28 protein-coding genes and 2 pseudogenes are annotated in these 26,686 nt (G+C 72.6%); 25 read left to right on the top strand and 5 right to left on the bottom strand.

The window, feature by feature from the left end:
• Positions 1–44 precede the first annotated feature (44 nt).
• Positions 45–383 carry a hypothetical protein gene (locus tag KSK32_RS31480; RefSeq protein WP_216935433.1) on the bottom strand — a complete coding sequence of 113 codons (339 nt, stop codon included), beginning with the start codon at positions 381–383 and terminating at the stop codon, positions 45–47.
• 238 nt (positions 384–621) lie between these two features.
• On the opposite strand from KSK32_RS31480, the gene KSK32_RS31475 reads away from it, so the two are divergent.
• The 10 genes from KSK32_RS31475 to KSK32_RS31430 all read left to right on the top strand — a co-directional run bounded on the left by KSK32_RS31475 (position 622) and on the right by KSK32_RS31430 (position 10,510).
• Positions 622–1,056 carry a phage holin family protein gene (locus tag KSK32_RS31475; RefSeq protein ID WP_216935432.1) on the top strand — a complete coding sequence of 145 codons (435 nt, stop codon included), beginning with the start codon at positions 622–624 and terminating at the stop codon, positions 1,054–1,056.
• A 21-nt stretch (positions 1,057–1,077) separates the two neighbouring features.
• Entirely contained in the window at positions 1,078–1,512 is a 435-nt protein-coding gene (locus KSK32_RS31470) for a ChaB family protein (protein ID WP_254187269.1), read from the top strand.
• 49 nt (positions 1,513–1,561) lie between these two features.
• Positions 1,562–2,776 (top strand): cation:proton antiporter, encoded by a 1,215-nt coding sequence (locus KSK32_RS31465; protein WP_216935430.1) that lies wholly within the window; start codon positions 1,562–1,564, stop codon positions 2,774–2,776.
• 160 nt (positions 2,777–2,936) lie between these two features.
• Positions 2,937–3,119, top strand: a complete 183-nt coding sequence (locus tag KSK32_RS31460; RefSeq protein WP_216935421.1) for a hypothetical protein — start codon at positions 2,937–2,939, stop codon at positions 3,117–3,119.
• Positions 3,120–3,142: 23 nt separating this feature from the next.
• Positions 3,143–3,625, top strand: a complete 483-nt coding sequence (locus KSK32_RS31455) for a DUF421 domain-containing protein (protein WP_216935419.1) — start codon at positions 3,143–3,145, stop codon at positions 3,623–3,625.
• A 152-nt stretch (positions 3,626–3,777) separates the two neighbouring features.
• Positions 3,778–5,544 (top strand): thiamine pyrophosphate-dependent enzyme, encoded by a 1,767-nt coding sequence (locus KSK32_RS31450; RefSeq protein ID WP_289256452.1) that lies wholly within the window; start codon positions 3,778–3,780, stop codon positions 5,542–5,544.
• Complete coding sequence (locus tag KSK32_RS31445; protein ID WP_216935417.1) at positions 5,541–8,618, top strand: FAD-binding and (Fe-S)-binding domain-containing protein; 3,078 nt, start codon at positions 5,541–5,543, stop codon at positions 8,616–8,618. The genes KSK32_RS31450 and KSK32_RS31445 overlap by 4 nt, the downstream gene beginning before the upstream one ends.
• Positions 8,615–9,703, top strand: coding sequence for an enolase C-terminal domain-like protein (locus KSK32_RS31440; RefSeq protein WP_216935415.1), 1,089 nt, complete (start codon positions 8,615–8,617; stop codon positions 9,701–9,703). The genes KSK32_RS31445 and KSK32_RS31440 overlap by 4 nt, the downstream gene beginning before the upstream one ends.
• A 1-nt stretch (position 9,704) precedes the next feature.
• Positions 9,705–10,073: a hypothetical protein gene (locus tag KSK32_RS31435; protein WP_216935413.1), complete on the top strand. Its 369-nt coding sequence runs from the start codon at positions 9,705–9,707 to the stop codon at positions 10,071–10,073.
• Positions 10,070–10,510: a PPC domain-containing DNA-binding protein gene (locus KSK32_RS31430; RefSeq protein ID WP_216935411.1), complete on the top strand. Its 441-nt coding sequence runs from the start codon at positions 10,070–10,072 to the stop codon at positions 10,508–10,510. Before KSK32_RS31435 ends, KSK32_RS31430 begins: the two co-directional genes overlap by 4 nt.
• Positions 10,511–10,515: 5 nt before the next feature.
• Here the strand turns inward: KSK32_RS31430 and KSK32_RS31425 are convergent, their stop codons facing one another.
• Positions 10,516–12,273 carry a glycoside hydrolase family 15 protein gene (locus KSK32_RS31425; RefSeq protein WP_216935409.1) on the bottom strand — a complete coding sequence of 586 codons (1,758 nt, stop codon included), beginning with the start codon at positions 12,271–12,273 and terminating at the stop codon, positions 10,516–10,518.
• 150 nt (positions 12,274–12,423) lie between these two features.
• Here KSK32_RS31425 and KSK32_RS31420 point away from each other — a divergent pair, with 150 nt between their 5' ends.
• Positions 12,424–13,437: an SDR family oxidoreductase gene (locus KSK32_RS31420; RefSeq protein ID WP_216935407.1), complete on the top strand. Its 1,014-nt coding sequence runs from the start codon at positions 12,424–12,426 to the stop codon at positions 13,435–13,437.
• Positions 13,438–13,679: 242 nt separating this feature from the next.
• Here KSK32_RS31420 and KSK32_RS31415 read toward each other — a convergent pair whose 3' ends face one another.
• The gene (locus tag KSK32_RS31415) at positions 13,680–13,838 is read right to left on the bottom strand and encodes a hypothetical protein (protein WP_216935405.1); all 159 of its coding nucleotides are present in this window, start codon (positions 13,836–13,838) and stop codon (positions 13,680–13,682) included.
• Between the two features lie 553 nt (positions 13,839–14,391).
• Between KSK32_RS31415 and KSK32_RS31410 the strand changes: the two genes are divergently transcribed.
• The 7 genes from KSK32_RS31410 (at position 14,392) to ureG (ending at position 21,076) form a co-directional block, all read left to right on the top strand.
• Positions 14,392–16,401, top strand: a complete 2,010-nt coding sequence (locus KSK32_RS31410) for a hypothetical protein (protein WP_216935403.1) — start codon at positions 14,392–14,394, stop codon at positions 16,399–16,401.
• 31 nt (positions 16,402–16,432) lie between these two features.
• Entirely contained in the window at positions 16,433–16,828 is a 396-nt protein-coding gene (locus tag KSK32_RS31405; RefSeq protein WP_216935401.1) for a hypothetical protein, read from the top strand.
• A 395-nt stretch (positions 16,829–17,223) separates the two neighbouring features.
• Complete coding sequence (locus tag KSK32_RS31400; protein ID WP_091573768.1) at positions 17,224–17,526, top strand: urease subunit gamma; 303 nt, start codon at positions 17,224–17,226, stop codon at positions 17,524–17,526.
• Positions 17,523–17,903, top strand: a complete 381-nt coding sequence (locus KSK32_RS31395; RefSeq protein WP_289256451.1) for an urease subunit beta — start codon at positions 17,523–17,525, stop codon at positions 17,901–17,903. The genes KSK32_RS31400 and KSK32_RS31395 overlap by 4 nt, the downstream gene beginning before the upstream one ends.
• Complete coding sequence (locus KSK32_RS31390) at positions 17,900–19,603, top strand: urease subunit alpha (RefSeq protein ID WP_216935399.1); 1,704 nt, start codon at positions 17,900–17,902, stop codon at positions 19,601–19,603. Before KSK32_RS31395 ends, KSK32_RS31390 begins: the two co-directional genes overlap by 4 nt.
• Positions 19,603–20,295: an urease accessory protein UreF gene (locus KSK32_RS31385; protein WP_216935397.1), complete on the top strand. Its 693-nt coding sequence runs from the start codon at positions 19,603–19,605 to the stop codon at positions 20,293–20,295. The genes KSK32_RS31390 and KSK32_RS31385 overlap by 1 nt, the downstream gene beginning before the upstream one ends.
• The gene (ureG, locus tag KSK32_RS31380) at positions 20,285–21,076 is read left to right on the top strand and encodes an urease accessory protein UreG (protein ID WP_374226734.1); all 792 of its coding nucleotides are present in this window, start codon (positions 20,285–20,287) and stop codon (positions 21,074–21,076) included. Before KSK32_RS31385 ends, ureG begins: the two co-directional genes overlap by 11 nt.
• On the opposite strand, the gene KSK32_RS34685 is transcribed toward ureG, so the two are convergent.
• A complete protein-coding gene (locus KSK32_RS34685) occupies positions 21,031–21,291 on the bottom strand; it encodes a hypothetical protein (protein ID WP_289256450.1) in 261 nt (86 codons plus the stop codon). The two genes, ureG and KSK32_RS34685, sit on opposite strands and share 46 nt — an antisense overlap.
• On the opposite strand from KSK32_RS34685, the pseudogene KSK32_RS31375 reads away from it, so the two are divergent.
• The 5 genes and pseudogenes from KSK32_RS31375 to KSK32_RS31355 all read left to right on the top strand — a co-directional run.
• Positions 21,193–21,600, top strand: a pseudogene (locus tag KSK32_RS31375) (urease accessory protein UreD); the annotation flags it as partial. The gene KSK32_RS34685 and the pseudogene KSK32_RS31375 overlap by 99 nt on opposite strands.
• A gap of 58 nt (positions 21,601–21,658) precedes the next feature.
• Positions 21,659–22,168: an ATP-binding cassette domain-containing protein gene (locus KSK32_RS31370; protein ID WP_254187268.1), complete on the top strand. Its 510-nt coding sequence runs from the start codon at positions 21,659–21,661 to the stop codon at positions 22,166–22,168.
• Positions 22,165–22,860 (top strand): urea ABC transporter ATP-binding subunit UrtE, encoded by a 696-nt coding sequence (urtE, locus tag KSK32_RS31365; RefSeq protein WP_254187267.1) that lies wholly within the window; start codon positions 22,165–22,167, stop codon positions 22,858–22,860. The genes KSK32_RS31370 and urtE overlap by 4 nt, the downstream gene beginning before the upstream one ends.
• 199 nt (positions 22,861–23,059) lie before the next feature.
• Positions 23,060–24,127 (top strand): lytic polysaccharide monooxygenase, encoded by a 1,068-nt coding sequence (locus KSK32_RS31360; RefSeq protein WP_216935395.1) that lies wholly within the window; start codon positions 23,060–23,062, stop codon positions 24,125–24,127.
• Positions 24,128–24,268: 141 nt separating this feature from the next.
• Complete coding sequence (locus KSK32_RS31355; protein WP_216935386.1) at positions 24,269–24,853, top strand: hypothetical protein; 585 nt, start codon at positions 24,269–24,271, stop codon at positions 24,851–24,853.
• Positions 24,854–24,987: 134 nt separating this feature from the next.
• On the opposite strand, the gene KSK32_RS31350 is transcribed toward KSK32_RS31355, so the two are convergent.
• Positions 24,988–25,737: a maleylpyruvate isomerase family mycothiol-dependent enzyme gene (locus tag KSK32_RS31350; protein WP_216935385.1), complete on the bottom strand. Its 750-nt coding sequence runs from the start codon at positions 25,735–25,737 to the stop codon at positions 24,988–24,990.
• A 144-nt stretch (positions 25,738–25,881) separates the two neighbouring features.
• Here KSK32_RS31350 and KSK32_RS31345 point away from each other — a divergent pair, with 144 nt between their 5' ends.
• Positions 25,882–26,283, top strand: a complete 402-nt coding sequence (locus KSK32_RS31345) for a nitroreductase family deazaflavin-dependent oxidoreductase (protein WP_289256449.1) — start codon at positions 25,882–25,884, stop codon at positions 26,281–26,283.
• Between the two features lie 156 nt (positions 26,284–26,439).
• Positions 26,440–26,565: pseudogene (locus KSK32_RS35020) on the top strand (sugar hydrolase); the annotation flags it as partial.
• Positions 26,566–26,686: the final 121 nt, after the last annotated feature.

The following is a 26,686-nucleotide window of genomic DNA, read 5'->3' as shown; positions in this document are numbered from 1 at the left end:
AGGGCCCGCAGGCTGCTCAGGTGGACCGGGTCGGTGCGCTGGTCCTACACGAGCTGGTAGAGCTTGGCCACGGTGATCACGCTCGCGGTCGCCCGGTGCCGGGCGATACGCCGGGGGCGCGCCCGGGCCGCGACCAGGGTGCCGCCTGCGGCCGGGGTGGGGATGGCGTACTCCAGCATCACCTGGCTGCGCAGCGCACCGGAGACGCGATGACGCTGGAGCCGGGTGGCGAGGTCCGCGACCGCCGGGGGCAAGCGATCCGGGTGACGCGCCCAGGCCGCGTTCATCGCCGCGTACGTCTGTGCGCAGCCCTTCGGGCTGCCGGTGCTGCCGCTGGCCCAGATGATCCGGGCGACGTCGTCCGGGCGTCCGGCGGCGATCAACGGCCTTCCGTCGTCGGGGGTGCGCGCCAGCTCGGCGGCCCGGGCGTCGTTGACCAGCAGCGTGTTGCCGCCGGGCTGCCAGACGCGCTGGGCTGCTCATCCGGCCAGTTCGGGGCATCCGGCGCGGCGGGTTCCGGCTCTGCCGTCACACCCACCGACTGAAAGCTGTGGCATCGCGGTGTGGGGCGCGTCCCCACGGGTACGCCGCCGGGCACGCGGCGGCGCAGTGGGAGGTGCGATGAGCGGGGGAACCGTCGGAGGGGACGGACGGCGGAGCCCGACCGAGCGGCTGGCCGAGGACGTGGCCGACGTCGTTCGCGAGGAGGTGCGAGCCGTGCGTGCGCAGGTGAACGAGGCGGCCCGACCGGCGGGTGTGGGCGTCGTCCTGCTGGCTGCCGCCGGTGGCTGCCTGGTGCTCGGTGCCGGCGCGGCGTCGACCACGGTGCTGCGCGTGCTGGAGACGATGCTCCCGCGCCGGCTGGCCGCGGCGGGTCTCACCGCCGGCTACCTCGTCGCCGCCGTGGTGCTGGGGCGGGCGGGGCTGGCGCAGCTCCGTGCGGCCGGAGGCCCCTCGGCCCGGCTCGCGGACGACGTGCGGGACATGGTCAGCGGAGCCGCCGGCCGAGTGCTGCCCGCCGGTGTCGACGCCGCCCGCGACGAACTGGACAGGTGACACGAACCAGGAGGCAGCGAGATGCCGGACAAGCACGAGCAGGCCGAGGAGATGCGCGACGACGTCCCGTCGACCATCGCGCGCTCGGACGACAAGGCGGTCCGCACGTACAAGAAGACGCTGGAGTCGGCCGAGGAGAGCTACGGCGACGGCGAGCGGGCGCACCGTGCCGCCTACGCGTCGTTGAAGCACACCCACGAGAAGGTCGGCGACCACTGGGAACCCAAGGAACACAAGGGGCCCTCCGACCCGCAGGCGGCCCAGGGCACCCCGGCCTCGCGCGACCGCGACCGGCCCACCGCCCAGGGGGTGGACGCCAACGCCAGCAAGGGGCACCTGGACGACGTGGCCCGCAGGGTCGGCATCGACGACCCGGAGAACATGAACAAGGGTGAGCTGGTCGAGGGGATCGAGAGGGCCAACGCCCGGGCCACCGCCCGGGCCCGGCGCTCGTGAGGCGGCGAGACGGCCGAGTGGGCGACACCGCGACGGGTAGCGGGCGGGCATGAGTCCGCTACTGCTCGCGTACGCCCTGGTCGGGGGTCTCGGTGTCCTGCTCGCCTTCTGGTCGAGCGCCATCCGCCGGACCGTGCTGTCCGAGCCGCTGCTGGCGCTGGCTCTGGGGGCACTGGCGGGCCCGGTGCTCGGCCTGGTCGACGTCGGCGACCGGCTCGGCGCCGAGCTCAACCGTGAGGTGAGCCGGGCCCTGCTGGCGGTGTCGCTGATGGCGGTCGCGCTGCGCTTCCCGCTCGCCGGCTACCGGGCGGTGCTGCGCCCGGTGCTCGTGCTGCTCTCCGCCGGCATGGTCGGAATGGCGCTGCTCAGCACCGGCCTGTCGTGGCTCGTGCTCGGCATGCCGCTGGGCCTGGCCGCGCTGCTCGGCAGCTGTCTGACCCCCACCGACCCGGTCCTGGCCTCCAGCATCGTCTCCGGCGGCCCGGCCGAACGGCAACTGCCCGACCGGCTCCGGCAGGTGATCAGCGGCGAGTCCGGCGGCAACGACGGGCTCGCGTTCCCCCTCGTCGTGCTCGCCCTGGCCGCCATCGGCGCGCAGCCATGGGCCGACCAGGTGACCGCGGCGGTGTGGGGAGTGCTCGGCGCGGTGGCCGTCGGCGTCCTACTCGGTTGGCTGGCCGGACACGCCGTCCGCGCGGCGAGCCGCCGGGAGACCCTCGACCAGGGCTCGCTGCTCGTCTTCGCGGTGCTGCTCGGCATCGCCGCGCTCGGAGTCGCGCGGGTGTTCGACACCGACGGCATCCTGGCTGCCTTCGTCACCGGGCTGGCCTACAACCGGGTCGTCGGCGACCAGCCTCGCATCGCCGAGCAGAAGTTGGACGACTCGCTCACCCGCTATCTGGTGCTGCCGCTGTTCTTCCTGCTCGGCGTCGAACTGCCGTGGCGCGACTGGCTCGATGCCGGCTGGCGGCTGCCGCTGTTCGCCGTCGCGGTCCTGCTGTTGCGGCGGCTGCCGGTGGTGCTGGCGCTCCGGAAGCCGCTCGGGTTGCCCTGGCGAGAGCTGGTCTTCCTCGGCTGGTTCGGCCCGATCGGCGTGTCCGCGCTGTTCTACCTGGCCTTCAGCGCCGACGAGGGCGCGCGGGATCCGCTGCTCTGGACCGCCGGCAGCCTCGTCGTCACGCTCAGCGTCGTGGTGCACGGCGCCACGGCGATGCCGGGCCGCCGCTGGTACGCCGCCGGACACCACGAGATCTCGAGGCGGTAACGGTCGACGCGCCGGCGTTTGCCGCCAACCTCCCCGGAAGGCGATCGAGGCAGCTCGCGTTTCGAAGCCGCGGCAGAACGGGTCTTCACCGGTCGGGACGAGTGGACGTTTGGTGGCCGTCCCGCCGGGTAGCCGGCGGCTTTCGGCAAGGGGGTGGGCCATGGACCGCGGCGAGCTCGGTGACGTGGTGGTGGGGGTCGCGGGCGACGTGGCCGGCAGCGTGGTGGACCCGAAGGCGGGCCTGGGCCGGTTGCGCTCCGCGCTCACCGCGCGCGGGTTGGTGACGCTGACCGTCGGTGCGGTCCTCGGCTTTTTGGCGGCACGGTCGATGCGTCGGTCCTGAGCCCGGCGGTCGGGATGGATGCTGTGACCGCTCTCATCGGCCACCCGGGCTGGCTGATCTGGGTGGCGGTGAAGGCGTTCCTGCTCTACCTGACCGCCGTGCTCGCGATGCGCCTCGGCGGACGCCGGACGCTGGCCGAGCTGTCCGCGTACGACTTCGTGGCGGCCGTCGCGGTGGGCGCGATCGTCGGGCGGCTGCCCAGCGCGCCGGACGCCAGCTACCTGTCCGGCGCGGTGACGCTGGTGGCCGTCCTGGCCGCCCACGCGCTGATCACCTGGGTGCGCCTGCGGCCCGCCGGTCGGCGGCTGATCGAGACGGGGCCGGTGGTGGTGGTCGCCCGGGGCCGGGTGCTCACCGGCAACCTGCGCCGCGCCGGTCTGACCCGGGCCGACCTGGACGGACTGCTGCGCGAGCACGGGGTGGGCGAGGTCGACGCCGTGCATATCGCCGTGCTGGAGGGGCGGGGACGGCTGTCCGTGCTGCCCGGGGACGGGAGGCGCGGGTGACGGCGGTCCGAAACCGCCCGCCCTGGTGGGTTTGCGGCGGGGGAGGCCGGGTAGCCGCCGCCCCGTCCGCCCTGCTCCGCGTTGTCTGGTGGGCCAGGTGAAACCCCGCTGACGCGGACGAGGACGGGTGAACCCCGGAAGAGGAGGACGACGTGCAGGAGATCGTGGGCGAGAGCCTGGCCCGACGCCTGGTGGAGTGGGGGGTCGACACCGTGTTCGGCCTGCCCGGCGACGGCATCAACGGCCTGATGGAGGGATTCCGTCGGCAGCGGGAGAGGCTGCGGTTCGTGCTGGTGCACCACGAGGAGGCGGCGGCGTTCATGGCCACCGGCTACGCCAAGGCCACCGGCCGGCTGGGGGTCTGCTGCGCCACCTCCGGGCCGGGGGCGATCCATCTGCTCAACGGGCTCTACGACGCCAAGCTCGACCACGTGCCGGTGCTGGCGATCACCGGCATGCAGGAGACGTCGGTGCTGGGCTCGCACTACCAGCAGGAGGTGCACACCACCCAGCTCTACCAGGACGTCGCCTCGTACAACCTGATGGTCACCAACCCGCAGCAGATGCCCGCGGTGGTGGACCTGGCGATCCGCGACGCGATGAGCAAGCGGACCGTGGCGCACCTGACCTTCCCCAACGACGTGCAGGTGGCGCCGGCCTCCGACGACCCGTACCGGCACGTGAGCCCGGGCAAGCCGCCGATGAGCGCCGCCACGGTGTCGTACCCCCGGCTGCCGGCTGACCCGCGGGAGCTGGCGAAGGCGGCCGAGGTGCTCAGGGCCGGCCGGAAGGTGGCCATGCTGGTCGGTGTGGGCGCACGGGGCGCCCGCGAGGAGGTGCTGGCGGTGGCCGAGGCCCTGGCCAGCCCGATCGTCAAGACGCTGCCCGGCAAGCTGGTGGTGCCCGACGACCACCCGCTGACCACGGGCGGGCTCGGCCTGCTCGGCACCGCGCCGAGCGAGGAGCTGATGGAGGAGTGCGACACGCTGCTGATGGTGGGCACCTCCTTCCCGTACGGGAAGTACCTGCCGTCGCCGGGGCAGGCGAAGGTGGTGCAGGTCGACGTCGACCCGAGCCTGATCGGCATGCGGTTGCCGGTCGAGGCGCCGGTCTGCGCGGACGCCCGCCTGGCGCTGCGGGATCTGCTGCCGATGCTGGACCACGCCCCGGACCGGTCGTTCCTGAAGAAGTACCAGGGCAAGATGAACGACTGGCGGTCGGAGATGGGCAGCCTGGTGGATCCGGAGCGGTCGCCGATCGCGCCGCAGTACCTGATGGGCTGCATCGACTCCGCCGCCGCCGACGACGCGATCCTCACCTGTGACTCGGGCACCATCGCCACCTGGTCGGCGCGGCACTGGACGATCCGCGGCGAGCGCGAGTTCTTCCTGTCGGGAAACCTGGCCACCATGGCGCCCGGCCTGCCGTACGCCATCGCCATGCAGCACGCCTACCCGGGCCGGCAGGTGATCGCGTTCGTCGGTGACGGAGGGTTCGCGATGCTGATGGCCGAGTTCCTCACCGCGGTGCGGCACGACCTGCCGATCAAGGTGGTGATCAACAACAACAACTCGTACGGGCAGATCCTCTGGGAGCAGATCATCCTCGGCTACCCCGAGTACGCGGTGCGGCACCGGCAGCCGGAGGCGGACTTCTCCACCTGGGCGCGCGGCTGCGGCGCGTTCGGGGTGAAGGTGACCGACGCGAAGGCGCTGCCGGGCGCGATCCGCGAGGCCCTGGCGCACCCCGGCCCGGCGCTTGTCGACTGCGACGTGAACCCGAACGAGCCGCCGATGCCGGGCAAGATCAAATATGACCAGGCGAAACACTTCACCGAGGCGTTCCTGCGCGGTCAACCGCACAAGGTGGCCACCGTGGCGACCGTCGCACGCGACAAGATCAACGAGTTGCGCTCATGACCGAGGTGCTGCCCGACCCGGTCCTGCGTCCACCCGAGCCGGCCGACGACGTCGACCTGATCGCGCTCGCCGCCGAGCTGCGGGCGGAGGTCGACGGCGAGGTCCGCTTCGACGCCGGTTCCCGCGCCGCGTACTCCACCGACGCCTCCAACTACCGCCAGGTGCCGCTCGGGGTGGTGGTGCCCCGCACGGTGGAGGCGGCGGTGGCCGCGGTGGCGGTCTGCCGCCGCCACGGCGCGCCGCTGACCTCGCGCGGCGGCGGCACCAGCCTGGCCGGCGAGTGCACGAACACCGCCGTGATCCTCGACTGGTCCAAGTACTGCCACCGGCTGGTGGAGGTCGACCAGCAGGCCGGCACCTGCCTGGTCGAACCCGGCATCGTCCTCGACGAGCTGAACGCCCGACTCGAACCGACCGGGCTGGAGTACGGGCCCCGACCGGCCACCCACAACCACTGCACGCTCGGCGGCATGATCGGCAACAACTCCTGCGGCGCGACCGCCCAGCGCACCGGCAAGGTGGTCGACAACATCGTCGAACTGGAGGTGCTGCTGCACGACGGCACCCGGATGTGGGTGGGGGAGACCAGCGACGAGGAGTACGAGCGCATCCAGCGCGACGGCGGTCGCAAGGCCGAGATCCACCGGCGGTTGCGGGCGCTGCGCGACGAGTACCTGGCCGACATCCGCACCCGCTACCCGCACATCCCCCGCCGGGTGTCCGGCTACAACCTGGACAGCCTGCTGCCGGAGAAGAACTTCCACGTCGCCCAGGCTCTCGTCGGCTCCGAGGGCACGCTTGTCACAGTGCTGCGTGCCCGGCTCAAACTGGTCCCCCGGGTCAAGGCCGACGCGATGGTGTTCCTCAGCTACCCGGACATCGCCTCGGCCGCTGACGACGTGCCGCGGATCCTGGAACACCAGCCGATCGCGCTGGAGGGCATCGACGACAAGCTGGTCAGCTTCGAGCGGCGCAAGAACCTGCACCCGCACGCGCTGCACGAGCTGCCCGAGGGCGGCGCGTGGCTGATGGTGCAGCTCGGCGGCGACACCCCCGACCAGGCCGCGGCCGCCGCCGACCGGCTGATCGCCGCCGTCCGCCGCGACGGCGGGCCGCGCGTGCACCAGTTCGCCGACCCGGCCGACGAGAAACGCATGTGGGAGGTCCGCGACTCCGCGCTGGGTGCAACCGCCCACGTGCCGGACTCCGAGAACACCTGGCCCGGCTGGGAGGACTCGGCGGTCGCCCCGGACCGGCTCGGCGACTACCTGCGCGACCTGCAGGCGCTCTACCGCGAGTACGGCTACCAGCAGGCCTCGCTGTACGGACACTTCGGGCAGGGCTGCGTGCACACCCGGATCCCGTTCCAACTGCGCACCGCCGACGGGGTGCGGGACTTCCGCTCCTTCGTCGAACGCGCCGCCGACCTCGTGGTGTCCTACGGCGGGTCGTTCTCCGGCGAGCACGGCGACGGGCAGGCCCGCGGCGAGCTGCTGCCGAAGATGTACGGCGAACGGCTGATCCGGGCGTTCGGCCAGTTCAAGGCGATCTTCGACCCGGACGACCGGATGAACCCCGGCAAGGTCATGCCGCCCTACCCACTCGACAGCCACCTGCGCCTCGGCGTCGACTACGACCACGGTGGCGTGCGGACCACCTTCGCCTTCCCCGACGACGGTGGCAGTTTCGGTGACGCGGTGCTGCGGTGCGTGGGCGTGGGCAAGTGCCGACGGCACTCCGGCGGGGTGATGTGCCCGTCCTACATGGTGACCCGGGAGGAGGAGCACTCGACCCGGGGCCGCTCCCGGCTGCTGTTCGAGATGCTCGACGGCGCGGCCCGCGGCGGCACCATCGGCGACGGCTGGCGCTCCGACGCGGTGCGCGACGCGCTCGACCTCTGCCTGGCCTGCAAGGGCTGCAAGGCCGACTGCCCGGTCAACGTGGACATGGCCACCTACAAGGCCGAGTTCCTGTCCCACCACTACGCCGGCCGGCTGCGCCCCCGCGCGCACTACTCGATGGGCTGGCTGCCGCTGGTGGCGACCGTCGCCGCCCGGCTGCCCCGCACGGTCAACGCCCTCGCGCACGCACCCGGGCTCGGCCGCCTGGCCAAGGTCGTCGGCGGGATCGACCGGCGCCGGGACATCCCGCTGTTCGCGGCGGAGTCGTTCCAGCACTGGTTCGCCCGGCGCACCCCGACCGGCGACGGTGCCCGGGGCGAGGTCGTGCTCTGGCCGGACACCTTCACCAACCACTTCCATCCGGCCGTCGCCCGCGCCGCGGTCGAGGTGCTCGAGGCCGCCGGCTGGCGGGTACGCGTGCCGGACGGCCCGGTGTGCTGCGGGCTGACCTGGATATCCACCGGTCAGCTCGACGTCGCCAAGCGGGTTCTGCGGCGCAGCGTCGACGCGCTCCGCCCCCACCTGCGCGCCGGCACCCGGGTGGTGGGGCTGGAACCGAGCTGCACAGCGGTGTTCCGCAGCGACGCCCACGAGCTGTTCCCGGCCGACGACGACGTCACCCGCCTACGGGAGCAGACCGTCACGCTCGCCGAACTGCTGCACGACCACAGCCCCGGCTGGCAGCCACCCCGCCTCGACGCGCACGCGCTGATCCAGACCCACTGTCACCACCACGCGATCCTCGGTACCGCCGCCGACCAGGCGGTGCTGTCCGCGGCCGGCGTCGACGCCGAGTTCCTCGACTCCGGCTGCTGCGGCCTGGCCGGCAACTTCGGCTTCGAGCAGGGCCACCACGAGGTGTCCGAGGCGTGCGCGGAACGGGTGCTGCTCCCCGCCGTCCGGGAGGCCGCCGACACGGACGTGATCCTCGCGGACGGTTTCAGCTGCCGTACCCAGGTCGAGCAGAGCGCCTCCGCCGGCCGTTCCGCGCTCCACTTGGCCGAACTGCTGCGCGCGGCCATGCACAACGACACCGTTTCCCGGCGGCCGGAACAGGGCTGGGGCGACCGGCCCCGACCGCCCGGCCCGGTCACCCGCTGGGCGACGGCCGGCCTGGTGGCGACCGCCGGGCTGGCCGCGGCGACCGCGTTGGCGCGCCGGAGGTCGCGGTGACCGGCGTCGGCCTCACCGCCGAGGCGTACCGGATCCCCACCGACGCTCCGGAGGGCGACGGCACCCTCGCCTGGACCGCCACCACGCTGGTGCTGGTCCGGGCGCGGGCCGACGGGCACACCGGGATCGGCTGGACCTACGGCCCGATCGCCGCCGTCGCCGTGGTGGCCGACCTGCTCGCGCCGGTGCTCGCCGACCTCGACCCCGACGACGTGCCGGCGGCCTGGGACCGGATGCGGCGACGGCTGCGCAACGCCGGCCGCCCCGGCATCGCCGGGCTCGCCCTGTCCGCCGCCGACTGCGCGCTGTGGGACCTCAAGGCGCGCCGACACGGCCTGCCGCTGGCCCGGCTGCTCGGCGCCGTCCGCCGGGAGGTGCCGGTCTACGGCAGCGGCGGCTTCACCACCTACGACGCCCAGCGGCAGCACCGGCAGCTCGCCGGCTGGGTGCACGAACAGGGCATCCCCCGCGTGAAGATCAAGATAGGGGAGTCCTGCGGCACCGCGGTGGCGCGCGACCTGGACCGGATGAGGCAGGCGCGCCGAACGATCGGCGACGACGCGGAGCTGTTCGTCGACGCCAACGGCGCGTACCGGCGCAAGCAGGCGATCCGGGTCGCGCACGCCGCCGCGGACCTCGACGTGCGCTGGTACGAGGAGCCGGTGAGCTCCGACGACCTGCCCGGCCTCGCCCTGGTCCGCGACCGGGTCACGGCCGACGTCACGGCGGGGGAGTACGGCTACGACCTGGTCTACTTCCACCGGATGGCCCCGTACGTCGACTGCCTCCAGATCGACGTCACCCGGTGCGGCGGCGTCAGCGAGTTCCTCCGCGCGGCGGCGGTGGCGGACGCCGCCGGGATCCAGGTGTCCGGGCACTGCGCGCCGCACCAGCATCTGCCGGTCGCGGCCGCCACGCCGAACCTGCGGCATCTGGAGTGGTTCCACGACCACGTCCGCATCGAGGCGATGCTCTTCGACGGGGCGCAGTCGGCGACCGGCGGCGCGGTGCTGGTGCAGCTCGACCGGCCGGGCAACGGGTTGGTGTTCCGCGCCGAGCAGGCCCAGCAGTTCCGGGTGGCCTGACATGAGCCGTCGAACGCCGGGGCGAGCGCTGCGACGCGTGGCACTGACCGGCCGCGTGGCCTGGGGCGTTCTGCTGCTGGTCGCTCCCGTCGCCCTGCTGCGGCCGGTCGGACCGGCCACCCCCGCCGCCCTGGCGACGCTTCGGGTACTCGGCGCCCGACACCTGGCGCAGGCCGCTCTCACCGTGCGCCGGCCCGCACCCGGGACGTTCCTCGCCGGCGCGGCGGTCGACGGCATCCACGCCCTCGCCTCGCTCGCCCTCGCCGCCGCCGATCGGCGGCAGCGGTACGCCGCGCTGGCCGATACAGCCGTCGCCGGCGTCTGGGCGGTGCTGGGTGCGACCACGGCACGACACGAGGAGGAGCCATGAGGGCCGAGGAACTGCACCAGCCGACCGGACGGGTGCTGGTCGTCGTCTGCGACAAGGGCGACGAACCGGTGACCGCGATCGGCGACGCGCTGCGCCGGCACGACCTGCGCGCCGGCCGGGTGACAGCCGTGGGTGGTTTTCGGGAGGCCGAGGTCGGTTGGTTCGACCGGGAGCAGGGCGACTACCGGCACATCCCGGTCCGCGAGCAGGTGGAGGTGTTGTCGCTGGTCGGGGACGTGGCCGCCCGTGACGGCGAGCCGGCCCTGCACGTGCACGCGGTGCTCGGCCGCTCCGACGGCAGCACGGTGGGCGGTCACCTGCTCTGGGCCCGGGTATGGCCGACGCTGGAGGTGATCGTCACGGAGGTCACCCCGGAACTGGCCAAACGGGTCGACCCGGAGACCGGGTTGGCGCTCATCGCCGGTCCCGGCCGGTAGACCGGTCAGCGGCCGGGCTCGACCTGGCCGAGTGTCACGGCGGCCTCCAGCATCAGCGCGTGCACGAAACCCTGGGGCAGGTTGCCGCGGAGCTGGCGCTGCCGCACGTCGTACTCCTCGGTGTAGAGGCCCGGAGGGCCGCAGGCGGCCCGGTTGCGTTCGAACCATCGGTTGGCGCCCACCGTGTCGCCGGCCTGCCACGCGGCCAGCGCGGCGGCGAACCCGCACAGCAGGAACGCGCCCTCGGCGTCGCCGAGCGGCCGCCGGTCCGGACGGAACCGGTAGAGATAGCCGTCCTCGGCCAGCTCGGCGACGACCGCCTGACGGGTCCGGCCGGTGCGCGGATCCTGCGGCGGGAGCGCCCCGCGGATGCCCGGCAGCAGCAGCGCGGCGTCGACCCGGTCGTCGTCGTACGCGCGGCGCCAGTGCCCGTCCGCCGCCAGCCCGTGCTCGGCGGCGTCGGCGAGGATCCGGTCGGCCAGCGCCGACCAGCGCGCGGCCGGGCGAGCCGTCGCGGCCCGCGCCGCCGCCCGCAGCCCGGCCACACACGTCAGCTTCGAGTGCGTCCACTGCCGGGGCGGCAGCTCCCAGATCCCGGCGTCCGGCTCCGCCCAGCGCCGCTCGATCACCTCGGCGGCCACCCGCAGCGCGCGCCAGCCGTCGCTGTCGAGCCGGTCGTGGCGCTGCGCGGCCGCAAGCACCATCAGGACCTCGCCGAACGCGTCGAGCTGGAACTGGCCGCGTACCCAGTTGCCGGTGTGGGCGCTCGCGCCCGGATATCCGGGCAGGCCGTCCAACGGCTGCTCCCGCGGCACGGGATCCCCGCCGACCGTGTATGCCGGCGCGAGCCCGTCCCCGTCGGCCAGCACCCGATCGGTCAGGAACGCGACGGCGTCGTCGAGCAGGTCGTACCGCCCGACCAGCGCGGCGGCCTGGCCGGCGAAGGACTGGTCACGGATCCACGCGTACCGGTAGTCGTAGTTGCGGCCCGCCAGCGCCCGCTCCGGCAGGGCGGTGGTGGTGGCGGCGACCATGCCACCGCCCGGGCGGGTCATGCCGCGCAGCACCGCGTAGGCCAGCGTGGCGTCCCGGGCGGCCGGCCCGTCCAGCGACGGGACCGCCGCCGCCCAGTTCTGCTCGGTGGTGCGCCACAACTCCCCAGGCGACTCGCACGGCCGGTCGAGCGGGCCGGCGGCCAGCTCCAGCACCAGGTCGTGCCGGCCACCCGCCGGGACCGTCAGCTCACCGGTCAGGAAACCCTGCCGGTCCCGGTGCAACCGGCCACCGCCCTGCAACCGCAGGTGCAGCCCACCGGTGCGGGCCAGCCACCGCTCGCCGTCCCGGGTCACGTCCCGCACCGGCTCCCGGCCGAAGCCGGCCCGCGGGTCCAGCACCACCCGCACCCGCGCCGGCCGCTGCAACGCGCGAACCTGGCGCAACAGCACCAACCGGCCCGCCTCCCCGGGGAAGACCAGCGCCTCCCGGGACTCGACGATCCCGTCTCCGGTGACCCACCGGCTGCGCCAGATCAGCGAGCCCGGCTCGTAGTGCCCGCCCCAGACGAACCGGTCCGCCGCCGGCGCGACCAGGAACCGGCCGGCACCGCCGAGCAGCGCGCTGAACGCCGCCGGGTCGGACCAGCCGGGCGCGCACAGCCAGGCGACGTCCCCACCGGGGCCGACGAGCGCGCCCCGGTGCCCGTCGGCGAGCAGCGCGTAGTCCCGCAGCACCGCCGGCGTGGTGCCGGGGGCCGGGTGGTCCATGCTGTCGTCCCTTCCCTCGGCGTCCGTGGGCGTGCGATACCCGTCCGTCCCGCGCTGACACGTCGGGCCGCGCGAATCAGACGCGCCGGGGTGACTGAGTCGACCGGCGACGGGTAGTGCGGGCAGCGAGGCTCGACGACAGGAGGCGAGATGAGCATGCGGCGGCAGGACATCCAGGTCGCGGTGGTGACCGGGGCCAGCGCGGGCGTCGGCCGGGCCACGGTACGGCTGCTGGCCCGGCGCGGCATCGCCATCGCGCTGCTGGCCCGTGGGCGCCTGGGGCTCGACGCCGCCGCCGAGGAGGTACGCGCCGCCGGCAGCCGGGCCCTGCCGATCGCTGTCGACATGGCCGACCACGACCAGGTCGTCGACGCCGGCCGGCGGATCGAGGCGGAACTCGGCCCGATCGACCTGTGGATCAACGACGCGTTCAGCTCCGTCTTCGCGCCGTTCCAGCAGACCCGGCCGGAGGAGTTCCGCCGCGCCATGGAGGTCACCTACCTCGGCTACGTGCACGGCACCCGCGTCGCGCTGTCCCACATGACCCCGCGCGACCGGGGCACCATCGTCCAGGTCGGTTCCGCGCTGGCCTACCGGGGCATCCCCCTGCAGGCGGCCTACTGCGGCGCGAAGCACGCGATTGTCGGGTTCACCGAGTCGCTGCGCTGCGAGCTGCTGCACGAGCGGAGCAACGTCAAGGTGACCATGGTGCACCTGCCGGCGGTGAACACCCCGCAGTTCGAGTGGCTGCTGTCCCGGCTGCCCCGGCACGCCGAGCCGGTACCGCCGATCTACGAGCCGGAGGTGGCCGCCCGCGCGATCGTCGGTGCCGCCCACCGGCCGCGCCGGCGCGAGTACTGGGTCGGCGCCTCCACCGTGCTGACGATCCTCGGCAACCGCGTCGCACCCGGGCTGCTGGACCGCTACCTGGCCCGCACAGGCTACAAGTCACAGCAGACCGGCCGTCCCGCCGACCGCGACCGGCCGAACAACCTCTGGCACCCACTCGACGGGCCCGGCGGGCACGACTACGGCGCGCGGGGCGGCTTCTCCTCCCGGGCGCACGGCCGCAGTCCGCAGGCCTGGCTGTCCCGACACCGGGTGGGCGTGGCCGCCGGCGTGCTCGGGACCGCGGTCGGCGTCCTCGCCTGGCGCCGAAACTGATCAGCCGTCGCCGGTCGTCCCGGGGGCCACCGACCGCGCCACCTCCGTACCCGCCGGCGAGCGGGTGGCGTCGGCCGTGGTCATCTGCCCGAGCAACCTCGCGCTGGACTTCATCAACACCCGTACCGGTCCGCCCGTCGGGTCTCGGGACGACGACGTGCGACCGGCTACCCCGAGCTCGTCGCCTGGAGCGTGTACGCGGGCGCGCTCAGCGAGCTGGAGGCGGAGGCGTTCGCCCGCTGTCACGCCATGATCCGGCTGGCTCCCAGACCACCTTCGCCCGATCGCTGCGAATCCGCGACGATCTCGACGGTGTGTTCCGGGCAGTGGCTGCTGATCGCAGCCCGGGCACGTCCGTACTGGCCCGTCTGCGAGACGACGAAGCGGACGCGCTCGGTCACGCACGACTCGATCAAGGGCGTCCGTTCGGATGGACCTGGCGAGACGACCAGACCCTTGCCCGGCCGCTGCGGCCGGTGGTGCACGCGGCGGTTGAGCTCCTCACCACAGGCGCACTGGATCGGATCAAGGGATGCGGCGGCCGGCCGGCTGAGCCTGGCCTGTCGCGATCCGGCGTGCCGCGGCAGACCTACGAGTTGGTCAGCCGAGCCGGCCCACCCAGCGGCATCTGGCGGAGCGGCACCGGTCCTCGTCCGGGTCCACCGGCCAGTCGGGCCGCCATTCGGGCAGCTGCACCAACCCGGCGCTAGCTAGCGGCAGCTGCGGGGGTGTCGAGACCCGGGGTGAGGTCCACGACACAAGTGTCCGTCGATGGCCCATTCCGCGCTGCCCGGCTGCCGCAAGCCGATGCTCATCGGCGCCGGCCCCTGGAACGGCGTGCTGGAGACAGGTGCGCGGCGGCAGTGCGTCTACGACCGTGCGGGAAGCCGGAAACGCGTTTCTTCGATCGGCGTCCGCTCCGTAGGATCTCCGGCGATCAAGGGGGATGAAACGGTGGGCGATTTCCAGCAGTTCGTGACGGATGTGACTTCGCGTCTGTCCACCATGTCCAAGGGCGAGTTGTACATCGTCGGCGACGGTCTCGACCGGGACTCGCTCTGGCTCACGTATCTCGATTCCTTCCCCGCCGGTACCAATCTGCGGTTCCGTGAGCGCTCCGAGTACGACTGCTCGACCTGCCGCGGTTTCGTCAAGCACTTCGGCAACGTCGTCGAGATCCACGCCGGGCGGGTCCGTACCGTCTGGTCCGGGGTGTCAGCCGCCGACCCGGTCTTCTCCGTCGTCGCCGCCGCTCTGGACGAGTTCGTTCGCTCGCTGCCGTTGTCCACCATCTTCCGGTCCACGCAGGCGCAGTACGGGACGAAGACCACCCGGACGCTGCGCGACGGCCAGGTCGAGGTGTGGCACCACCTGCACGGCCGGGTGGAGACGCGGCATCGCGTCGAAGACGTCGGCGCGGCACAGGGCAACTTCGACGCCGCGGTGCAGGTCTTCCAGCGTGGCCTGGCCGAGTTGTCCCAGGACGCTCTGGACACCGTCGCCGACCTGATCGACGACAACGCCCTCTACCGGGGCACGGAGCATCGTCGGGCGGTGACCGAGTTCCGGTCGCTGCAGAGCCGGTGGACGAAGGCGACCGACGGACGGGCCTTCGTCTTCGCCAACGCCATGAACCCGGCGGCACGCCTCCGCAACACGGTGATCGGCACCCTCGTCCAGGATCTCTCCGCGGGCGTCGACCTGGAGCAGGCGGTCCGGTCGTTCGAGACGAAGGTGGCGCCGCAGAATTACCAGCGCCCCACGGCGTTGATCACCCCGGCCATGGTCAAGGCTGCCATGAAGACCATTGACGAGTTGGGCATCGAGGAGTCGTTGCAGCGACGGTTCGCCCGGCTGTCCGACGTGTCGGTCACCAACGTGCTGTGGGTCGACAACGACACACAGCCGCGGATGAAGGACGGCATCGAAGGGCTGCTCATGCAGGCGGCCACCGTGCAGTCGGCAGGTGCGCGCCTTCGTGACGCGAAGCCGGAGGCGATTCCGGTGGTCTCCTTCATGAAGGACATCCTGCCCGGCGCCACCAGCATCGACCTGTGGGTCGCCAACACCCAGGAGCCGCACTTCGTCAGTCTCACGACCGGCCGGCATCCGGCTGCCCCGCGGTTGTTCAAGTGGAACAACGATTTCGGCTGGTCGTACGGCGGCAACGTCACCGACTCGATCAGGGAGAAGGTCAAGCGAGCCGGTGGCAACGTCACCGGCAAGCTGCGGGTGAGCCTGTCCTGGTTCAACCACGACGACCTCGACCTGCACGTGTTCGAACCCAACGGCGACCACATCTGGTACCAGGAGAAGCGCAACAAGCTCGACGTCGACATGAACGCCGCCGGGCCGCTCTCCCGCGAGCCGGTGGAGAACGTCACCTGGACCGACAGTGTCCCCGACGGTGAGTACCGGATCGAGGTGAACCAGTACCGCAAGCGGGACAGCGCCCAGGGCGGCTTCGTGATCGAGACCGAGAGTGACGGGAGGATCGAGCACTACCGCCACGAGCGTGCGGTCGGCCACAAGGAGACCGTCGAGGTGGGCCGGATGACGGTTACCGGAGGGGTGATCACCGCTTTCCGGCCGGGCAGAGACGTGCAGCCGGGCAGTGCGGGCAAGGAGGTGTGGGGCATCACCACCGAACAGTTCGTACCGGTGTCCACCATCATGTACTCGCCGAACTACTTCGACGACAACGAGGTCGGCAACCGGCACTACTTCTTCATCCTGAAGGGGTGCGTGAACGACCAGCCGGCGCGCGGGATCTACAACGAGTTCCTCCGCGCCGACCTGCAACCACACCGCAAGGTGTTCGAGGTTCTCGGCGACCGCACCAAGTGCGAGCCGTCTCCGGACCAGCTTTCCGGCCTCGGCTTCAGCTCCACGGTCCGCAGCTCCGTGGTCGCCAAGGTGACCATGACCAGTGGTCGGCGCCGGCTCATCGGCATCCAGTTCTGATTTCCTACCCAGACATCGGAGAGAGGCCATCGTGACCATTTTCGAGAAGGCCACGCGGGAGAAGTTCCGCTACCCGTCGGCCAAGGGACAGCTGACCACGGAACAGTTGTGGGAGCTTCCGCTGACCGCCAAGTCCGGCTTCAGCCTCGATGATGTCGCCAAGGCGGTCAACGCCGAGCTCAAGGCCGTCGACACCGAGTCGTTCGTGGCCACCGAGGCCAATCCGGCCAAGGCGATCTTGGAGACCAAGTTGGAGGTCGTCAAGCACGTCATCGCCGTCCGCCTCGCGGAGGAGCAGGCGGCGAAGGCGGCGGCGGCCAAGAAGCTGGAGAAGGAGAAGCTGCTGGCGGTCCTGGGCCGCAAGCAGGACGCGGTGCTGGAAAACCTGACCGAGGCAGAGCTGGTGGCGCGAATCAACAACCTGTAGCCCGCCTGCAATCTGCAACTGCCAGCAGGTCCGCACGACCCGTAGGTTCACGGTGCGCGCTGAGATCCACTTCAGCGCGCACCGTTTTGCGTTTGCGGAGTCGGCTGTCCGACCCCGACGCCGGCGCGGCTCGATCCCTGATGCCGAGCACACTGTTGCCCCCGCCGGTGGCGATCCTCTACGGTCGGCTCAAGCGGTGGGCGGTGCGGTCCGCATCCGACCGACACCGCCGGGTGCCCGTCGCGCGGGCCGGGACGGTGGAGTCCCGGGCCACCCGTCGGCGGCGTCGCGGCGGTCGTGTGACCTCAGCTCCTCCTCCGGGTGGTGCTGCCCGGCGCGGCTCCGCGCGGAGCCGACGGCGAGCGAGGCCACGCCGATGCCCACCGGAGAATCCCGTGTTCCTCAGCCCGCACGAGCAGGACCGCCTGCTCGTCCACGTCGCGGCCGACGTCGCTCGCCGCCGCCGCGAGCGCGGCCTGCGACTCAACTATCCCGAAGCCGTCGCGATCATCACCGCCTTCCTGCTCGAAGGGGCCCGCGACGGACGGTCGGTGGTCGACCTCATGTCCGCCGGCCGGACGGTGCTCGGCCGCGAGGACGTCCAGGACGGCATCCCCGAACTGCTGAGGGAGGTGCAGGTGGAGGCGACGTTCCCGGACGGTACCAAGCTCGTGACGGTGCACCACCCGATCCCGTGATCCCCGGGGAGATCCTGCCGGCGGCCGGCCCGGTCGAGATCAACGCAGGTCGTCCGGTGACCACGGTGGTCGTGGTCAACACCGCCGACCGTCCGGTGCAGGTCGGCTCGCACTACCACTTCGCCGAGGCCAACCCGGCCCTGATGTTCGACCGGGCCGCCGCCTGGGGCCAGCGTCTCGCCGTCCCGGCGGGCACCTCGGTCCGGTTCGAGCCGGGCGTGAGCCGCAACGTGGAGCTGGTCCCGCTCGGCGGCGCACGCGTCGTGCCCGGTCTCCGCGGTGAGTGCGCCGGACCGCTGGACGAAGCGTCACCGACCGCGCCGGGATCGGACGCGCCGACGAGCGGGGCGCCGGCGACCGACGGGCCGGCGCGGTGAGCGCCGTGCGGCGGGACCGCTACATCGACCTGTACGGGCCGACCACCGGCGACCGCATCCGGCTGGCCGACACCAGCCTGCTGATCGAGGTCGAGTCCGACCACTGCGTGGGCGGCGACGAGGCGGTCTTCGGCGGCGGGAAGGTGATCCGCGAGTCGATGGGCCAGTCGCGGGCGACCCGCGCCGAGGGCGCCCTCGACACCGTCATCACCGGCGCGGTGGTGCTCGACCACTGGGGCGTGGTCAAGGCCGACGTGGGTCTGCGCGACGGTCGGATCGTGGCCCTCGGCCGGGCCGGCAACCCGGACACCATGCCCGGCGTCCACCCTGAACTGGTCATCGGCCCGGCCACCGAGGTCATCGCCGGGAACGGCCGGATCCTCACGGCCGGCGCCGTCGACACCCACGTGCACTTCATCTGCCCGGAGATCGTCACCGAGGCGCTGGCCGGCGGCATCACCACACTCGTCGGCGGCGGCACCGGCCCCGCCGAGGGTACCCGGGCCACGACTGTCACCCCGAACGCCTGGCACCTGGCCCGCATGCACGAGGCGCTGGACACGCTGCCGGTCAACGTGCTGCTGCTCGGCAAGGGCAACACCGTGTCGCAGGAGGCGCTGTGGGAGCAGTTGCGCGCCGGCGCGGGCGGTTTCAAGCTGCACGAGGACTGGGGCACCACACCGGCGGCGATCGACGCCTGCCTGCGGGTGGCGGACGCCTCCGGGGTGCAGGTGTCCATCCACACCGACACCCTCAACGAGGCCGGTTTCGTGGCCGACACGCTGCGGGCGATCGCCGGCCGGGCCATCCACTCGTACCACACCGAGGGTGCGGGCGGCGGGCACGCGCCGGACATCATCACGGTGGCCGGCGAGCCCAACGTGCTGCCGTCGTCGACCAACCCGACCCGGCCGTACACCGCCAACACCCTCGCCGAGCACCTGGACATGCTGATGGTCTGCCACCACCTCAACCCGTCCGTGCCGGAGGACCTGGCCTTCGCCGAGAGCCGCATCCGACCGTCCACCATGGCCGCCGAGGACCTGCTGCACGACCTCGGCGCGATCTCCATCATCGGCTCCGACTCGCAGGCGATGGGCCGGGTCGGTGAGGTGATCCTGCGAACCTGGCAGAGCGCGCACGTCATGAAGGAGCGGGTCGGCGCGCTGCCCGGCGACGGCGCGGCCGACAACCACCGGGCCCGCCGGTACGTGGCGAAGTACACCATCTGCGCGGCGATGGCGAACGGGCTGGACCGGGAGATCGGCTCGGTCGAGCCGGGCAAGCTCGCCGACCTGGTGCTGTGGGATCCGGCGTTCTTCGGCGTACGACCGCATCTGGTGCTCAAGGGCGGCATGATCGCGTACGCCCAGATGGGTGACGCCAACGCGTCCATCCCGACGCCGCAGCCGGTGCTGCCGCGCCCGATGTTCGGGGCGTACGGCGCCGCGGCGTCCGCCACCAGCCTGGCGTTCGTCGCGCCGGCCGCCCTCGACGCCGGACTGCGCCTGGACGTGCGGCGACGGGTGGTGCCCGTCGCGGACGTGCGCTCGCGGGGCAAGGCGGACCTGCCGGAGAACGACGCGATGCCCCGGATCGAGGTGGACCCGGACACCTTCACCGTGCGGATCGACGGTCAGGTGGTGGAGCCGGATCCGGTGTCACGCCTGCCGATGGCCCAGCGGTACTTCCTGTTCTGATGGCGACGTCGAGCCTGTTCCTGCTGCTGGCCGACGGTCGCTTCCCGGCAGGCGCGCACGCCCACTCCGGCGGCCTGGAGGCCGCCGTCGCCGCCGGCCGGGTCACCGGCCTGGCCTCGCTGGAGGCGTTCCTGGCCGGCCGGCTGGCCACCGCCGGGCTGGTCGGTGCGGCGTTCGCGGCGGCGGCGCACCGCGCGGTGACCTCGGCCGGTTCCGCCGTACGCGGATCCACGCTGGCGTTGCTCGACGCGGAGCTGGACGCCCGGACGGCGGCACCGGCGCTGCGCACGGTGTCCCGTCGCCAGGGACGTGCTCTGCTGCGCGCGGGCCGGGCCATCTGGCCGGAGGCGTCCTTCGACGACCTGCCCTCCGCGCCCGAAGGAGCGCACCAGCCGCTGGTGCTCGGGCTGCTCTGCGCCGCCGCCGGCCTGAGCCGCGCCGAGACCGCCACGGTCGCCGTCCACGGGACGGTGACCGGTGCGGCCAGTGCGGCCGTACGCCTGCTCGGCCTCGACCCGTACCAGGTCCAGGCCCTGCTGGTCGGTCTCGCCGGCCTGTGCGACGGCACCGCCGCCGCGGCGACCCGGGCGGCCGACGAACCACCCGAGCGGCTGCCCGCGGCAGCCGCTCCCCTTGCCGACATCCACGCCGAAGCTCATGCCACCTGGGAGGTGCGTCTCTTTGCGTCCTGACACCGTTGTGCCGACCGCTGCGCCCACTGCCGACGAGAATCCTGCCCCGCACGACGAGAATCCTGCCCCGCACGACGAGACCGTTCCGCACACCCACCCCGAACCGGGGGTGGACCCGCATCCGCCGCTGGCACTCCCCGGCCGGGCGCTGCGCGTCGGCATCGGCGGGCCGGTCGGGTCCGGCAAGACCGCCCTGGTGGCGGCCCTGTGCCGGGCGTTCGCCGGCGAGCTGCGACTCGGCGTGGTCACCAACGACATCTACACGACCGAGGACGCCGACTTCCTCAAGCGGGCCGGGGTGCTGGACCCGGCCCGGATCCGCGCCGTCGAGACCGGATGCTGCCCGCACACCGCCATCCGGGACGACATCGGGGCCAACCTCGACGCGGTGGACGAACTGGCCGAGGCGGTCGGCCCGCTGGACCTGGTGCTGGTCGAGAGCGGCGGGGACAACCTGACCGCCACGTTCAGCCGGGGCCTGGTGGACCGGCAGATATTCGTGGTCGACGTGGCCGGCGGGGACAAGGTGCCGCGCAAGGGCGGACCGGGGGTGACGTCCGCCGACCTGCTCGTGATCAACAAGACCGATCTGGCCCCGATGGTCGGCGCGGACCTGGCCGTCATGGACCGGGACGCGCGGGCCCGGCGCGGCGACCTGCCGACCGTGTTCCTGTCGATCGTCGGCGACCCGACGGCGGGGCAGGTCGCCGACTGGATCCGCCACGAACTGGCCCATCACGCGGCCCTGCACCCGATCGCCGCGCGGGTCGGCCCGGCCTGATGCGCGCGCACGCCCGGCTGGTGGCTCGGGCCGACGGCCGGGGCGGCACGGTCCTCGCCGAGCTGCGCGGTGAGGTGCCGCTGCTGCTGCGACAGACGCCCGGCAGCGGTCGTGTCGTGACCGTGTACGTCGTCGGCGGGGCGGCCGGCCCGCTCGCCGGCGACGACCTGCGGCTGGAGATCGACGTGGGACCGGGGGCGGCGGTGCGGGTACACACCGTCGCCGCCTCGGTCGCCCTGCCCGGCCGGCCCGATGCCGTGTCACGGATGGCGGTCCGCGCCGTGGTGCACGACGGCGGCGCACTGCACTGGCTGCCCGAGCAACTGGTCGCGGCGGCCGGCTGCGCCCACCTCGCCGAGTCCCGGGTCGAGCTGGCCGCCGGGGTGAGGCTGACCTGGCGCGACGAGGTGATCTGCGGCCGGTACGGCGAGGCGCCGGGTGGCGCTGTCGTACACACCCGGGTCGACTACGACGGCTGGCCGCTGCTGCGCCAGTCGCTCGCAGTGGGACCGGGCGCGCCCGGCTGGGCCGGCCCTGCGGTGCTCGACTGCGCGTCGGCCACCGGGTCGCTGCTGGTGGTCGATGTCGACGGTCTTCGAGGAACTGTCGGTCGTGCAGAACCTCGACATCGCCGCGGGCGCCCGCCGGAGCTGGGCCACCCTGGCCCGGCGTCGGCGGGGTATCCCCGACGAGGTGGGCGCCGCGCTGGAGACCATCGGGCTGACCGGCCGGGCCGACCAGCTCGCCGGCACGCTCGCGCACGGCCAGAAGCAGTGGTTGGAGATCGGCATGCTGCTGGTGCAGGACGCGCGGCTGCTGCTGCTCGACGAGCCGGTCGCCGGGATGAGCCACGAGGAGCGCGACGCCACGGGCGCGCTGCTGGAGACGGTGAGCCGGGATCGCACGGTGGTGGTGATCGAGCACGACATGGACTTCCTGCGTCGCTTCGCGCGTAGCGTCACCGTGCTGCACGCGGGGAAGGTGCTCAGCGAGGGCACTGTGGCGCAGGTCCAGGCGGACCCGCGCGTGCAGGAGGTCTACCTCGGCCACCCGGTCGACGCCGGGTCGGTCCTCAGCGGTCTGGAGGCATGATGCTGACCCTGCGTGGGGTGCACGCCGGATACGGGCGTTCCCGGGTGCTGCACGGCGTGGACCTCGCCGTCCCGCCCGACGGGGTGGCCGCGGTGCTCGGGCACAACGGCGCCGGTAAGAGCACCCTGCTGCGGGTCGCGGCGGGCCTGCTGCGCCCGACCGCCGGCACCGTCGAGCTGGACGGCGAGGACGTCACCCGTCTCGCGCCGCACGAGCGGGTGGCGCGCGGCATGGCGTACGTCCCGCAGGGCCAGCAGTGCTTCCCGCACCTGACGGCGGCGGAGAACCTGCGCCTCGTCGCCGACGCCCGGCGCGACGGCGCGGTGGCGACGGCGGAGGTGCTGGACCTGTTCCCGGCGCTGCGTCCGCTGCTGCGGCGGCGGGCCGGGCTGCTCTCCGGTGGTCAGCGTCAGCAGCTCGCCGTCGCCCGTGCGTTGATCACCCGGCCGCGGCTGCTCATGCTCGACGAGCCGACCGAGGGCATCCAGCCGTCGGTGGTCGCCGAGATCCAGGAGCGGATCGTCGAGCTGACCCGGCAGTCCGGCTTCAGCGTGCTGCTCGTCGAGCAGCACCTCGGGTTCGCGCTGCGGGTGGCGAACCGTTACCACGTCCTCGAATCCGGCCGGGTCACCTCGCACGGTGACGGGGGATCCGCGGCGGAGCGGGAGGTGCGGGCGGCCCTCGCGGTCTGACCCGGCCGGGTGTGCCGGTGCATCGGTATCGATTTACATTGACCGCGGTCTCTACTAATATCGTGGCTGGGAGTCGCCAAGCGCTGCTGGGCAGCAGTGCCGTCCACCTCTCGGACGGCTTGAATCGATCGGCGTCACCTTCTCCGGGGTGGGCACCCAGCGAGGGCCACCGGGCGCCGGTGCATCCACTGGAGCATCGATGAAAATCTCACGGACAGCACGCCGTCTGGGACTGGGCGCGGTCGCAGTTCTCGTCGCCTCGTTCACGATGGTCGCCGTCAACCAGGCCGGTCCGGCCTCGGCGCACGGATCGGTCACCAACCCGCCGTCACGCAACTACGGATGTTACGAGCGCTGGGGTTCCGACCACCTCAACCCCACGATGGCCCAGACCGACCCGATGTGCTGGCAGGCGTGGCAGGCCAACCCGAACACCATGTGGAACTGGAACGGCCTGTACCGCGAGAACGTCGGCGGCAACCACCAGGCCGCCGTGCCGGACGGACAGTTGTGCAGCGGCGGTCGCACCCAGGGTGGCCTGTACGCCTCGCTCGACGCCGTCGGCGCGTGGACCGCGAAGCCGATGCCGAACAACTTCACCCTGACGCTGACCGACGGTGCTCGGCACGGCGCGGACTACATGTTGATCTACATCACCAAGCAGGGTTTCGACCCCACCACCCAGCCCCTCACCTGGAACAGCCTCGACCTGGTACTCCGCACCGGCAGCTACCCGACCACGGGGCTCTACGAGGCGCAGGTGAACGCCGGCAACCGCACCGGGCGGCACGTCGTCTACACCATCTGGCAGGCGTCCCACCTCGACCAGCCGTACTACCTCTGCAGTGACGTGATCTTCGGCGGCGGCGGCAACCCGCCGCCGACGACCCCGCCGCCGACGACGCCGCCGCCCACCCCGCCGCCGCCGACGACCCCGCCGCCTACCACGCCGCCGCCGGCCGGAAACGGTGCCTGCACCGCCACCTACCGCAAGACGAACGAGTGGTCCGGTGGATTCGGCGCCGAGGTCACCGTCCGGGCCGGCAACGCCGCCATCTCCGGATGGACGGTGGCATGGACCTGGCCCAACGGCCAGAGCATCACGAACTCCTGGAACGCGACGGTCACCTCGAGCGGTTCGTCGGTCACCGCGTCGAACGTCGCCTACAACGGTTCCCTGAGTGCCAACGCCACCACCAGCTTCGGCTTCAACGCCTCCTGGAACGGCACCAACTCCGCACCCACCCTCACCTGCACCGCTCGGTAACAGCATCGGCGGTGGGGTGGCGCGGCACGTGCCACCCCACCGTCGGCAGGGCCCCGCGCGCCGCGGGCATTGCTGTGCCGGCAGTGCGTCGTCCGCTGCCCTCCGCCACCATCAGGAACCGCGACGAGGTGAAGAACGATCATGATTTCCCGGTTGGGCGTCGGCGGCTGGTACCGCAGCCGCTTCGTGTGGATCGAGGTGTGCCTGCTGGCCGCGTCGATCGGTGTGGCCGCCGTGGTCACCTCGACCACCACGAGGACGGATCCGGCGGTTCTCCGCCAGGAGATCCTGGCCCGGATGCGTACGACACTCGAGCAGGCGGACCCGGCACATCACCACCACGCCGGGCACACCGCCGCCCAGGTGCCGGCCGGAGAACAGGCCGCGCCGCCGGTCATCTGCGGAGTCCATGTCTACGGCCACGAGCCCACCGGGGCCGCCACACTGGCCGAGGTCCGGACGATCTACGGCTTCCACCTCTGCGGCGTCGCCGAACAGAAGCGCCATTGGGACGGAGCGGTCAAACTCGTCGGCCCGGTGATCATGGACATGACCACCGAACCTCCGGGCATCAGGGTGGTCGAGGCGACCGCCGACGTCAGGTTCGTCGACCGGCTACGCGAGATGTTCCCTGACAAGTACGAGGAGCTGGCACTCAGGGAGGCGTTACCCACATCGGAGATGGCCGACCTGCGGCGCCGGTACGACGCCGCCGCCGGCCTCTGACCACGCCGAGCGGCCGACACCCGCGGAACCACGGCTCCAATTCTCAGGCGGAGACGGCACGGGCGTTCGGTCGCGTCGATGTGGACGGGAGCCACGGTGGGCGGAACCTGGATGACCTTGCCGGGACGGCCGCGTCAGCTCCAGGTGATGGTGGCCCGTGTCCGCCAGAGATCCAGGACGGCCGCGTCCCCGCGTAGCTCGAGGCGTTCGGTCCCACCCCGGTTCCACAGCAACAGGTAGAGCTCGGATGCAGGTCCCGTGACGGTCAGCTGGGCCGGCATCTCACCGGCGACCAGACGGTGCCCGGCCGGCTCGATGTAGGTGGTCCATCTCGCGTCGGCATCAGTGGGCACCAGGGCCATGCTGAGGGGTGGATCGGCCACCAGACGCCCACCCGGCCGGCCGAAGAAGCCGTTGAGCAGCTCGTCGATGCCGTCGGCGGCGAAGGGCGGATCCCAGTACGGGACCGTGGAGACAGCCGACTCGGCATCGGCGCGGTGTACGGCGGTCTCGTGAGCCTGGCGACGTGCCCAGAACGCCAACGGCGAGGGCGCGGGCAGGAACGTCCAGCACTCGACGCTCTCGTCAGCCGCTGCCAGCGCATCCACGAGGGCGCGGTGGCCTTCCCGGAACCGGTCCAGCAACTCGTCGTCGTCGACTGCCGCGAAGAACTCCGCCTCTTCCCGAGTGGAGTAGGGCAGGCGGCGTCCGGTGGTCACGTGGGCCCTGGCCCAGCGGTGTACCCCGCTGACGTGGTGCAGCAGGTCGCGGACCTGCCAGCCGGGGCAGGTGGGCACGTGTGCGTCCAGACCCGCCCGGCCCGCCGCCTCTGTCAGCCGGAGGCCTTCCTCATCCAGCGCGGCAATGTGCTCGGCGATGCGCATGACGCGAGCGTCCCACGCGCCACCTGCCCTCCGCCAGGCCGGCGTCGTGCCGTGGATGGCGCCTTCATCTGGCACCCCTGCGTGCCAGGTCCCGGCAACGGTCCGTGGCGGCCCCGGCGTGACAGCTGCCAATACAGTGGAGGAGTGACCGAGCCGCACCTGCGCCCTGCCAAGAAGCCGTGGTTGCCGCCCCGTTGGTTCATCCGGCTGTTCTGGTCGGCTCATCGGGGCCTTCTCCGGCGCTCCGGCGGCCGGGTCGGACTGTCGCGTCCGCGCAGCAACCGGTACGGCCTGCTGCGCCTGACCACCGTCGGGCGTCGCACCGGCCGGCAGCGCAGCGTGATCCTCGGGTACTTCGAGGACGGCGCGAACCTGGTCTCGCTGGCCATGAACGGGTGGGGGGAGCCCGAGCCGGCCTGGTGGCTCAATCTGCAGGCGCACCCGGACGCGACTGTTGACCTGGTCGGCGGGCCGCGGCAGGTGCGTGGTCGCGCGGCGACGGGCGACGGGCGACGAACGATCGCGGCTGTGGGCCCGCTGGCGTGAGATCGACAAGAACCTGGACGGCTACGCCGCACTGCGGTCGTCCGAAACCGCTGTGGTGGTTCTGGTGCCACGGCCGTGACCCAGTTGCGCAACGCCTCGTGACGCACCCCGAGCTGGCGGATCGCCGGCTTCGAGGACGACTCCCGATATAGCCGGACCGCACGCGTCCGGGGCTGCGACGGCGACCGGCCCGCGCCGAACGACCAGGTCGTCGGGCCGGTCCCGCGCACGCTCTGCGCCACCCTCAACCGGGGCACGCTCGGCACCATCGACACCCGGCCCGGCCCGGCCCGGCACCGCCGACTTCTACCGCCACGCCGCACCGCGGGCCGGCGACCGGGCGGCGCCTTCGACGTCGCTGCCGGCCCGGCCGATCCGGCGGTGTCGCATCCCGCCGGCAATC

This window comes from Micromonospora sp. WMMB482, from assembly GCF_019038635.1.
In the GTDB taxonomy this organism is placed as follows: Bacteria; Actinomycetota; Actinomycetes; order Mycobacteriales; family Micromonosporaceae; genus Micromonospora; species Micromonospora marina.
Note: the sequence above shows the minus strand (reverse complement) of the source record. Positions and strands in the feature narration are given on the sequence as shown.